Annotated in this window: 8 protein-coding genes and 1 riboswitch; of the genes, 3 read left to right on the top strand and 5 right to left on the bottom strand. The window is 60.8% G+C overall.

Translation table 11 applies throughout. From position 1 onward, the window contains the following. Positions 1–273: 273 nt before the first annotated feature. Positions 274–3,984, bottom strand: coding sequence for a methionine synthase (gene metH, locus WBB95_RS22580; RefSeq protein WP_424489589.1), 3,711 nt, complete (start codon positions 3,982–3,984; stop codon positions 274–276). A gap of 166 nt (positions 3,985–4,150) precedes the next feature. On the opposite strand from metH, the gene WBB95_RS22575 reads away from it, so the two are divergent. The 3 genes from WBB95_RS22575 to nfuA all read left to right on the top strand — a co-directional run bounded on the left by WBB95_RS22575 (position 4,151) and on the right by nfuA (position 8,173). Next, positions 4,151–6,442 carry a fatty acid cis/trans isomerase gene (locus tag WBB95_RS22575; protein ID WP_424489588.1) on the top strand — a complete coding sequence of 764 codons (2,292 nt, stop codon included), beginning with the start codon at positions 4,151–4,153 and terminating at the stop codon, positions 6,440–6,442. A 64-nt stretch (positions 6,443–6,506) separates the two neighbouring features. Further along, positions 6,507–7,529, top strand: a complete 1,023-nt coding sequence (locus tag WBB95_RS22570) for an acyltransferase family protein (protein ID WP_424489587.1) — start codon at positions 6,507–6,509, stop codon at positions 7,527–7,529. 59 nt (positions 7,530–7,588) lie between these two features. After that, a complete protein-coding gene (gene nfuA / locus WBB95_RS22565; RefSeq protein WP_017136914.1) occupies positions 7,589–8,173 on the top strand; it encodes a Fe-S biogenesis protein NfuA in 585 nt (194 codons plus the stop codon). Positions 8,174–8,391: 218 nt separating this feature from the next. Here nfuA and cobM read toward each other — a convergent pair whose 3' ends face one another. The 4 genes from cobM to WBB95_RS22545 form a co-directional block, all read right to left on the bottom strand. Further along, positions 8,392–9,138, bottom strand: coding sequence for a precorrin-4 C(11)-methyltransferase (gene cobM, locus WBB95_RS22560; protein ID WP_424489586.1), 747 nt, complete (start codon positions 9,136–9,138; stop codon positions 8,392–8,394). A 69-nt stretch (positions 9,139–9,207) separates the two neighbouring features. Continuing rightward, a complete protein-coding gene (locus tag WBB95_RS22555; RefSeq protein WP_424489585.1) occupies positions 9,208–9,600 on the bottom strand; it encodes a cobalamin biosynthesis protein in 393 nt (130 codons plus the stop codon). After that, complete coding sequence (locus WBB95_RS22550) at positions 9,597–10,301, bottom strand: CbtA family protein (RefSeq protein WP_424489584.1); 705 nt, start codon at positions 10,299–10,301, stop codon at positions 9,597–9,599. Before WBB95_RS22550 ends, WBB95_RS22555 begins: the two co-directional genes overlap by 4 nt. Positions 10,302–10,312: 11 nt before the next feature. Further along, on the bottom strand, positions 10,313–10,504 hold the full coding sequence (locus WBB95_RS22545) for a CbtB domain-containing protein (protein WP_424489590.1): 192 nt from the start codon (positions 10,502–10,504) through the stop codon (positions 10,313–10,315). Between the two features lie 95 nt (positions 10,505–10,599). After that, positions 10,600–10,700: riboswitch (cobalamin riboswitch) on the bottom strand. This riboswitch is flagged as partial in the annotation.

Raw genomic sequence — 10,700 nt, 5'->3', positions numbered from 1 at the left:
CGGGCCATCCATGGCCCAACACGGCTAACCCGGCAGGACGCCGGGTTAGCCGCCCCGCGCCATGGTTGGCGCGTGGCGGCGGCCCACGGATTCAAGCCGGAGTGCGGGCATGCCGCGCCACAGCGAGGCACCGAGTGGAGGGGCAAGAGCCCTTTTGGTTACTTTTGGGGCTCTTTTCCAAAAGTGACCCGCTGTAAGAGCGGAACCAATCCAAGCCCCAACCCAAATAACGGATAAGCACCCAACCCACCCCCCAAAAAAAACCAACCCCGATCAGTTGTCATACCCCAGATTCGGCGCCAACCACCGCTCAGTCACAGCCAAATCCTGATCCTTACGCGCGGTGTAGCTGTTCACCTGGTCCTTGTCGACCTTACCCACGGCAAAGTACTGCGCCTGCGGATGCGCAAAGTACCAGCCGCTCACCGCCGCCGCCGGGAACATCGCATAGTGCTCGGTCAGGAACACCCCACTGCGCCCAGCGTGCATTTCCTGGGCTTCAGGGTCCAGCAGTTGAAACAGCTGGGCCTTCTCGGTGTGATCCGGGCACGCCGGGTAGCCCGGGGCAGGGCGGATGCCGCTGTACTGCTCCTTGATCAGCGCCTCGTTATCCAGTTGCTCATCCTTGGCGTAACCCCAGTGCTCTTTACGCACCTGCTGGTGCAGCCACTCGGCGCAGGCCTCGGCCAAGCGGTCGGCCAAGGCCTTGACCATGATCGAGTTGTAGTCATCGCCCGCATCCTGATAAGCCTTGGCGACTTCTTCAGCGCCAATACCCGCGGTGGTGATAAAACCGCCGATGTAATCGGTCACGCCGCTGTCCTTGGGCGCCACGAAGTCAGCCAGGGAGAAGTTCGGCTTGCCGTCGGTCTTGATGATCTGCTGGCGCAGGTGGTGCAGCTTGGCAATCGGCTGGCCGTCGTCGCCGTAGACTTCCAGGTCATCGTCCTGCACCTGGTTGGTCGGCCAGAAGCCGAACACGGCGCGGGCGCTGATGAGTTTTTCATCGATCAGTTTGGCGAGCATTTCCTGGGCATCGGCGTACAGCGCAGTGGCCGCTTCACCGACAACTTCGTCGGTCAGGATGCGTGGGAATTTGCCCGCCAGGTCCCAGGAGATAAAAAACGGCGTCCAGTCGATGTATTCGGCCAGCACCTTGAGGTCGATGTTGTCCAGCACCTTCGAACCGGTAAAGGTCGGCTTGACCGGCGTGTAGGTGCTCCAGTCGAACTGCGGTTTCTTGGCGATGGCTGCCGGGTAGCTCAGGCGCTCGGTGCGCGCGCTGCGGTTGGCGGTGCGTTCGCGCACATCGATGTATTCCAGGCGGGTCTTTTCGACGAACGCCGGCTTCAATTCCTTGGACAGCAACTGCGTGGCCACGCCCACGGCGCGCGAGGCGTCGGTGACGTAGATGACTGCATCATTGCTGTACTTGGGCTCGATCTTCACCGCCGTGTGCGCCTTGGAGGTGGTCGCGCCGCCGATCATCAATGGCAGGTGGAAGTCCTGGCGCTGCATCTCGCGGGCCACGTGCACCATCTCATCCAGTGACGGCGTGATCAGGCCGGAGAGCCCGATGATGTCGCACTTCTGCTCCTTGGCCACCTGCAGGATCTTCTCGGCCGGCACCATCACGCCCAGGTCGACGATGTCATAACCGTTGCAACCGAGCACCACGCCGACAATGTTCTTGCCAATGTCATGCACGTCGCCTTTCACCGTCGCCATCAAAATCTTGCCCTTGGCTTCCGGCTTGTCGCCTTTTTCCAGCTCGATGAAGGGGATCAAGTGGGCCACGGCCTGCTTCATCACCCGGGCGGACTTCACCACCTGAGGCAGAAACATTTTGCCGGCGCCGAACAGATCGCCGACGATATTCATGCCGGACATCAACGGGCCTTCGATCACCTCGATCGGGCGTTTGAACGACTGCCGGGATTCCTCGGTGTCTTCGACGATGTGGGTGGTGATGCCTTTGACCAGCGCGTGTTCCAGGCGCTTGTTGACCGGCCAGCCACGCCATTCCTCGGTCTCCGCTTCCTTAACGCTGCCATCACCCTTGTACTTGTCGGCGATGGCGAGGAGGGCGTCGGTGCCTTCCGGCGTGCGGTTGAGCACCACATCTTCCACGGCGTCGCGCAGCTCGGCCGGGATCTGGTCGTAGATCTCCAGCTGGCCGGCGTTGACGATGCCCATGGTCAGGCCGTTGCGGATCGCGTACAGCAAAAACACCGAGTGAATCGCCTCGCGCACCGGGTTGTTGCCACGGAACGAGAACGACACGTTGGACACGCCGCCGGAGGTCAGCGCGTACGGCAGTTCGTCGCGGATGTAGGCACAAGCGTTGATGAAGTCGACGGCGTAGTTGTTGTGCTCCTCGATACCGGTGGCGACCGCGAAGATGTTCGGGTCGAAGATGATGTCTTCCGGCGGGAAGCCGACGTCATTCACCAGGATGTCGTAGGAGCGCTTGCAGATCTCTTTCTTGCGTGCTTCGGTGTCGGCCTGGCCGGCTTCGTCGAAGGCCATCACGACCACGGCCGCGCCGTAGCGCTTGCACAGCTTGGCGTGGTGGATGAACTGCTCCACGCCTTCCTTCATGCTGATCGAGTTGACGATGCCCTTGCCCTGGATGCATTTGAGGCCGGCCTCGATGACTTCCCACTTCGAGGAGTCGATCATGATCGGCACGCGGGAGATGTCCGGCTCGCCGGCAATCAGGTTGAGGAAGGTCACCATGGCCTTCTTCGAGTCCAGCATGCCTTCGTCCATGTTGATATCGATCACCTGGGCGCCGGCTTCCACCTGCTGCAGGGCGACTTCCAAGGCTTCGGTGTAGTTGTCTTCACGGATCAGGCGGGCAAAACGTGCGGAGCCGGTGATGTTGGTGCGCTCGCCGACGTTGACGAACAGCGAGCTGCGATCAATCGTGAACGGCTCCAGGCCCGACAGGCGGCAGGCCTTGGGGATGTCCGGAATCGGGCGCGGTGCGTAACCGGCCACGGCCTTGGCGATGGCTTCGATATGGCCGGGCGTGGTGCCGCAGCAGCCGCCGACAATATTGAGGAAGCCGCTCTGGGCGAATTCTTCGATGACCTTGGCGGTTTCCGACGGCAGTTCGTCGTATTCGCCGAATTCGTTCGGCAAGCCGGCGTTCGGGTGCGCGGAAACGTGGGTGTTGGCCTTGTTCGACAGCTCTTCCAGGTACGGGCGCAACTCGCTGGCGCCCAGCGCGCAGTTGAGGCCCACGGACAGCGGCTTGGCGTGGCTGACGGAGTTCCAGAACGCTTCAGTGGTCTGGCCCGAGAGGGTACGGCCGGAGGCGTCGGTGATGGTGCCGGAGATCATGATCGGCAGTTCGACGTTCAGCTCTTCGAACACGCCTTGCACAGCAAAGATCGCCGCCTTGGCGTTGAGCGTGTCGAAGATGGTTTCGATCAGGATCAGGTCGGCGCCGCCTTCGATCAGGCCTTTGGTGGCTTCGGTGTAGTTTTCCACCAGCTCATCGAAGGTCACGTTGCGGTAGCCGGGGTTGTTCACGTCTGGCGACAGCGAGCAGGTGCGGCTGGTCGGGCCGAGCACGCCAGCGACGAAACGCGGCTTGGCCGGGTTTTCCAGGGTCTTGGCGTCGGCGATCTTGCGCGCCAGGCGCGCGCCTTCCACGTTCAGTTCGTGGGCCAGTTCTTCCATGCCATAGTCGGCCATGGAAATGCGCGTGGCGTTGAAGGTGTTGGTTTCCAGGATGTCGGCGCCGGCATCCAGATAGGCTTTTTCGATACCGCCGATCACGTCCGGACGCGTGAGCACCAACAGGTCGTTGTTGCCCTTGACGTCGCTGGGCCAGTCAGCAAAGCGTTTGCCGCGATAATCCTGCTCCTCAAGCTTGTAGCTCTGGATCATCGTGCCCATACCACCGTCCAGGATCAGGATGCGTTCCTTGAGGGCTTGGTGAAGGGCTTGCAGACGAGCGCTACGATCGGGCATGGGACTACTCTGGTCAGGCATTTCGGAGGGCGTGAATCATAGCAAACCTGTGCCGATTTAGAGCATGTGCAGGTTTTGCATGAATATCGTTCATGTTGTTGCAGGCGATGGCCCGGTAGAATCACCGGCAATTTTTCAGCGCACGCATTGAACCGGGACCGGATACATGTCACTTCGTCTTATTGTCAGCGCGTGGTTATTGCTGATTGCCAGTACCGCCCAGGCGCAAAGTCCTGCTCCCGCGATTTCTTATACCCGCGACATTCAACCGATCTTTACCGAAAAATGCGTGGCGTGCCATGCCTGCTACGACTCCGCCTGCCAGTTGAACCTGGGCAGCGCCGAGGGCGTGGGCCGTGGCGCGACTAAAGTGCCGGTGTATGACGGCGAACGCAGCCAGGCGACGCCGACCACGCGGTTGTTCTATGACGCATTCGGCAAGCAAGCCTGGCAGCAGAAGGGCTTCTATTCGGTGCTGGATGCCCAAGGCAGCCAGGCCGCGCTGATGGCGCGTATGTTGGAGCTTGGCCACAACGCGCCGCTGCAACCGAATGCCAAGTTGCCCGAGGAAATCATGCTGGGCCTGAACCGCGAGAACATGTGCGCGATGCCGGGCGAATTCAATGCCTACGCCGGTAGCCATCCCAGGGAAGGCATGCCACTGGCGGTCACCGGCCTGACCGACCAGCAGTACCAGACCTTGCAGCGCTGGCTCGCGTCCGGTGCGCCGATTGATGAGCAAGGCCTGGCGCCGAGCGCCCAAGAGGCGCTGCAAGTGCAGCAATGGGAAAACCTCTTCAACCAGCCCGGCGCGCGCGAAAGCCTGGTGGCGCGCTGGTTGTTCGAGCATTTGTACCTGGCGCACATCTATTTCGAAAACGGCGAGCCTGGGCATTTTTTCCAGTGGGTGCGCTCGCGCACGCCCAGCGGCCAACCGATTGACCTGATCGCCACCCGTCGTCCGAATGACGATCCGGGGACGCAGGTGTATTACCGCCTGTGGCCGGTGCAGGGCGTGATCGTGCATAAAACCCACATCACATACCCGTTCAGCGCGGCAAAAATGGCGCGCATCAAGGAACTGTTCTACGCCGGTAATTGGCAGGTCAACGCCTTGCCTGGCTACGGCCCCGGCAGCCGCGCCAACCCGTTCGCGACGTTCGAAGCGATCCCGGCCAAGGCGCGCTATCAATTCATGCTGGATAACGCCGAATACTTCGTGCGCACCTTTATTCGCGGGCCGGTGTGCCGTGGGCAGATTGCCACGGACGTGATTCGCGACAATTTCTGGACCCTGTTCCAGGACCCGGACCATGACCTGTACATCACCGATGCACGCTATCGCGGCCAGGCCACGCCGCTGTTGGCGATGCCGGGGCAGAACGACGACGTGGGCAGTGTGCTGAGCCTGTGGCGCAAGTATCGCGACAAGCGCAATGAGTACGAGGCGTTGCGTCGTGACAGTTATGCCGATGTGCCGCCGCCGAGTTGGTCGTCCTTGTGGGCCGGGAATGACAATGCCTTGTTGAGCATCTTCCGCCACTTCGACAGCGCCTCGGTGAGCAAGGGCTTGATCGGCGAAGTGCCGCAGACGATGTGGTTGTTCGACTATCCGCTGCTGGAGCGCACCTATTATCAGTTGGCGGTGAATTTCGACGTGTTTGGCAATGTGTCGCACCAGGCCCAGACGCGGCTGTACTTTGATTTGATCCGCAATGGCGCCGAGCAGAATTTCCTGCGCCTGATGCCGGCTGATAGCCGCGACGATTTTATGGATGACTGGTACCAGAACAGCGGAAAACTCAAGCTGTGGCTGGACTATGAGGCGATTGACGATGACAAGCCGAGCGGCTTGCATCTGGATGAAAAGGACCCGAAACGCGACTTCGCTAACCAGTTAGTGACCCGCTACGGCGATTTGAACGCGAGCCCGGACCCGATCAACCGATGCACCGGTGCCTACTGCTCACGCGACGGGATTGACCCGGTGTTGCAGGACGCAGAGCAGGCGTTGAGCCGGCTGACGTCGCGGCCGGCGGCGGGGCTCAAGGTGATTGATCAGTTGCCAGAGGCGACCCTGCTGCGGATTGAGACTGCCGGGGGTAAGCGGGTGGTTTACAGCATGTTGCGTAATCGGGCGCACAGTAATGTGGCGTTTTTATTGGGGGAGGCCTATCGCTACCAACCGGGCCTCGATACCCTGACGATTTACCCGGGCGTGCTCAGCAGCTATCCGAATTTCATGTTCAATATTCCGGCGGGGGAAGTGCCGGAGTTTGTCGCGGCGATGGAGAGTGCCAAGGACGCACACCGGTTTGAGAAAATTGTCGATCGTTGGGGCGTGCGCCGCAGTCATCCGCTGTTCTGGCAGTACTTCCATGATTTGTCGCAGTACATTCGAGAAACCACGCCGGTGGAAGAGGGCGTATTGGACATGAACCGCTACGAAAATCTTTGATCGACCTTTAACCGTCCGCCAGGGTCCCAACTACATGTGAATGCAGTGGGTAAGGTGGCGGGCGATGTTGATTTCGGTACAGGCACTGCGCGCTCTGGCGGCCTGGACGGTGGTGGGGCACCACTTCATGCAGATTTTCTTCGGTTTCAAGGCGGACACCGCCTTGGGCCGGCTGTTTGTCGAAAAAGGCGCCGCGGGCGTGGACGTTTTTTTCGTGATCAGCGGCTTGGTGATCTTCCTGTCTACCCAGGACAAGGACCTGCCACCGTGGCGATTCCTGCTGTATCGCTTGTTGCGCATCGTGCCGGCGTACTGGTTTTACACGTTACTGATGGCGTTGCTGGTGGTGGTCGCCCGGCCAATGTTGCCGGACCAGAGCGTCGATGCCGTGCATGTGTTGATGTCACTGATGTTTATTCCTTCCGAGAACCCCGGCGGCTATGGGGTTTACCCGACCCTCAATGTCGGCTGGACACTGAACTACGAAATGCTGTTTTACCTGCTGTTCGCCTGGGCGCTGCTGTTTCGCCGGCAATGGCGGCTGCTGGTTGTGGCGGCATTGTTGTTTGCAGTCTGCGAGGCGTGGACCTCATTTGGCTGGATCAGCGAGTTCTATCGCTCGGATATTGTCGTCGAGTTCCTGATGGGCATCGGCATCGGCATGCTCTATCGCAAGGGCTGGATCCGGCCGGGGCTGTGGCTTCCGCTGTTGGGCATCGCCGGCGCGCTGTTGGCTATCTACCATTGGCCAGCCTCGCCGCGTGCCCTGACCTGGGGCCTGCCCAGCGCCGTGCTGGTAGTGGCTTGCATGGCGCTGGAGCGGTTCTTCGAGGGCAACCGCCTGCTCAAGGTCTTGGGGGACTGTTCCTATTCCGTGTATTTGCTGCATGTGCTGGTGTTGTCGGCCGGTGGTTATGCTGCCCAGCGCTATGGCCTGAACCCCTATGCCGTACTGGCTGTGTGCGTGCTTACCATCGGCTTGGGCGCCCTGGGCAGTTACCACTGGTTGGAAAAGGGCAGTTATCGCCTGCTCAAAGGCTGGCTCGATGGCGACCAACGGTTAAAATTATCCCGACAAAAATACTAGGACTTTGTACCTCTGTAATGATTTGGCGTAAACTGCCGGCAAGCCTGTGAGGAGTTTCCATGACTGCCATAACCATTACCGACGCCGCCCACGATTACCTGGCTGACCTGCTGTCGAAGCAGAACACCCCAGGTATCGGCATTCGCGTCTTTATCACCCAGCCCGGCACCCAGTACGCAGAGACCTGTATCGCCTACTGCAAGCCAGGGGAAGAGAAGCCTGAAGACACCGCCCTGGGGCTGAAAAGCTTCACCGCGTACATCGACAACTTCAGCGAAGCCTTCCTCGACGACGCCGTGGTCGACTACGCCACCGACCGTATGGGCGGCCAGTTGACCATCAAGGCGCCGAACGCCAAGGTGCCAAACGTCAACGCCGACAGCCCGGTCAACGAGCGCATCAACTACTACCTGCAAACCGAGATCAACCCGGGGCTGGCCAGTCACGGCGGTCAGGTCAGCTTGATCGACGTGGTGGAAGACGGTATCGCCGTACTCAAGTTCGGCGGCGGCTGCCAAGGCTGCGGCCAGGCGGACGTGACCCTGCGTGAAGGCATCGAGCGCACCTTGCTGGAGCGTATTCCAGAGCTCAAGGGCGTACGCGACGTGACCGACCACACGCAGAAAGAAAACGCCTACTACTGAGTAAGGTGTTCACTGCGAACAAAAAAACGGCGCCCCGTGAGCGCCGTTTTTTTATGCTTTAAATTTAGTAGCTTGCGAGATTTACTTAACGCAGAAGATTAAGTGTGGGAGCTGGCTTGCCTGATAGCGGTGTACCAGATGACACTTGTTTTGCCTGACATACAGCCATCGCGGGCAAGCCCGCTCCCACAGGATTTTGCATTGAATTCAAGTTTCGTTCATGGCCGGTAAAGGTGTGCATGCCCTGCGCGATACAGCGAAGACTCGCTGAAACTGTCGCTCGCCAGTACCCGGCCGACGATGATCAGCGCGGTACGCCGAAAGCCTTTGGCTGCGACCTTTTCAGCAATATCGGTCAGCGTGCCCAGCGCCCAGTCCTGATCCGGCCACGTCGCCCGGTGCACCACGGCGATCGGGCAATCGGCGCCGTAGTGCGGCAGCAGTTCGGCGACAATTCTCTCTAAATGGTTGACGCCCAAGTGAATCGCCATGGTGGTGCCGTGGCGCGCCAAGCTGTCGAAGTCTTCGCCGGCCGGCATGCTGGTTTTGTCGGCGTAGCGGGTAAGGATCACGCTTTGGGCGATATCCGGCAGGGTCAGTTCAGTCTCCAGCAGTGCCGCACAGGCCGCCACCGCCGTGACGCCCGGGATGATTTGGAAGGGAATGCCAAGCTCGCGCAGGTGGCGGATTTGCTCGCCGATTGCCCCATAAAGGCTCGGGTCGCCTGAATGCACGCGTGCGACGTCCTGGCCGTTGGCGTGGGCAACCTTGATCAGGTCGATGATCTGCTCCAGGTGCAGTTCGGCGCTGTTGACCAGCTGTTGCGCCTGATGGCCTTCCAATACCGCCGCAGGTACCAACGAGCCGGCATAAATGATCACCGGGCAGCTGCGGATCAGCCGCTGACCTTTGACGGTGATCAATTCCGGGTCGCCGGGGCCTGCGCCGATGAAGTAGACGGTCATGGGAGTTCCTGTTGAAAATCGGGCGAGCATGAAGATTGCTCATGATCGGAAGCGGTGATTATCGGGATTTTAGCCCGCGCACGCCAATGCAAAGGTGGCCTGGGCGCTCGTTCTGCGCGTGATCAGCAGGCGAGAAGGGACGTTGCCGAGGTGTTCGGCCAGTGCCAGGGCGGCGCTTTCGGCAATGCCGTAACAGCCGGTATGGGCAAAAACCACGTCGGATTTATGGCTCAGACGATCTTCGTAGGGCGCCAGCTGTGCTGCGCTGAAACACGCAAACGGCAGGTTCAGCCGTTGAGCCAGGGCGAGTAACCCCGGCTCATGTCTTTTGCGCTCAATACTGGCCAAGGCGGTGATGCGCGTGCGCTCAATACCGCCCTCGGCCAAGGCGGTTTCGAACAGCGCGAGCAAGGTGTCAACGTCACAACCGCGCTGGCAACCCATGCCGACCACCAGGGTCATGCCGAATATTGACCGTCGCGGTTACGCCGAAACAGCCAGGCGCTGATCAGGCCCAGGGCCAGCCAGAACGCCACGTTGGTCAGTTGCGACGCGATCTTGAACTGTGTTTCCAAGGCTTGCGGGGCGAGCATCGAATGCACTTCCGGTTGCGGCGCGCCGATCACATGCGGCACGGCCAGGATCGCCACGCCCAGCACTTTCAGCAGCCAACTGCGACCAAACACCAGCAGCGCAATACCCACTGCAGTGGACGCGGCGGTGCCGATCCACCAGATCTGGCGTTGTGCCAAGTCAGCGGCGGCAGTGCCCGGCAATTCCGGCGGCAGGCCCAGGGTGGGCGCCAGCACGAAAGTCGCGTAACCCGCCAGGCCCCAGAGCAGGCCCTGGGCGGTGCGGGTTGGCGCGCGCAAGGTGTAGAGACCGGCCAGCATCAGCGCAAAACCTACGGCGACGACCAAATTGCCGCCGGTGGTGGACAGCACGCGCTGCCAGCCATCTTCCGGTTCCCAGGCTTCGGCGTCGTGGGTGTGCGCAGCGGCGCCTGCGGCGTGTTCATGGGCGACTTCGACAGCGGCCGGAGCGTTCTCAAAGGTTTCCGCCTGCAAAATCAGCGGGGCGACCCAGAAGCTTTGCAGCAGGGTCAGCAGCAGGGCGGCCAGCAGGCCGGTAAAGCCTGCAGTTTGGGCAATACGCTTGATCATGTCGGCAGGTCTCAGTGGCACGGGAACGCGGCGCTGTGGCGTGTATCGTGGGCGGCGTTATGCACCGCTTCGATATGCGAGAAACCGGCGAAATACACCAGGCACGCGCCGAGGATCGACGCGCCGATGGCGGCAGTCAGGCGTTGGCTCAGGGTGGAAGTGCTGCTGGCGGTGTGCGAGGTGGTGCTGCTGATGATCGACATGGCGCGTCCCTTCTGGGTTTCAGGGTGACGCAGGCGCATGAAAACCCCGCGAGCCGGGCACGCAGGGTTTAAACAGCGCCCGCCCACCGCGGGTTTGTTATCTGATTTTTCGGGCCGGTCTCCGGGCTTGCGAGGGGGGCTCTTGAGCAGAGTCACCCTGAAAAACATCGCCTTCCCATGCCGTGCAGGCACAGTG

This window comes from Pseudomonas sp. (assembly GCF_049645325.1).
Lineage (GTDB): Bacteria > Pseudomonadota > Gammaproteobacteria > Pseudomonadales > Pseudomonadaceae > Aquipseudomonas.
The sequence above is the reverse complement of the archived record's forward strand: the minus strand, read 5'-3'. Positions and strand labels throughout refer to the sequence as shown.